This is a genomic window from Psychrobacter immobilis, from assembly GCF_904846285.1.
GTDB lineage: Bacteria > Pseudomonadota > Gammaproteobacteria > Pseudomonadales > Moraxellaceae > Psychrobacter > Psychrobacter immobilis_D.
In genome coordinates this window covers 1-556 of sequence record NZ_CAJHAD010000078.1, presented here as the reverse complement: position 1 = coordinate 556, position 556 = coordinate 1, and the positions used below count along the sequence as shown (strand labels likewise).

The following is a 556-nucleotide window of genomic DNA, read 5'->3' as shown; positions in this document are numbered from 1 at the left end:
GACACGATGGACAGGACGCTCGGAGCCATTTGAAAGCGAGCGCGCCTGCTATTGGTATCAGCTGGCACAGCCTTATGAGCAGCAGCGTATCGGGCTGGTTGGCTTTGCCTGCGATCAAGGTGTTAGGCGCAATCAAGGACGCGTTGGCGCAAGAGCCGCACCGCCACTGATTCGTAGCGCGTTTGCTAAGCTGCCCGTTATCGCTGAACTACAGCAACGTTTTAATGATGAACTACAGACTTTGTTAGGCGATGCCGGCGATATTCATTGTGATGATGACGATGGTTTTGCCGAGCAACTGCTTGAGCAAGCCCAGCAGCAATATGCCAGTGTTGTCAGTAACGTTATTCAAAGAAGTAGTCTGCCTATTGGTCTTGGCGGCGGACATGCGATGGCCTATGGTAGCTTTTTAGGATTATGGCAGGCGCTTCAGCAGGCTGCTAATGGTAACACCAGTGAAAACAATACGGCCGACATACCGACTACCCCCGTTATTGGCATCATTAACTTTGATGCCCATCTTGATATTCGTCAATCTGATGTGGCCACTTCCGGC

Annotated in this window: 1 protein-coding gene; it reads left to right on the top strand. The window is 51.4% G+C overall.

The window, feature by feature from the left end; translation table 11 throughout:
• Nucleotides 1–556, top strand: a 556-nt coding sequence (locus JMX13_RS13640) for an arginase family protein (RefSeq protein ID WP_201613363.1), incomplete at both ends; no start/stop codon positions are given.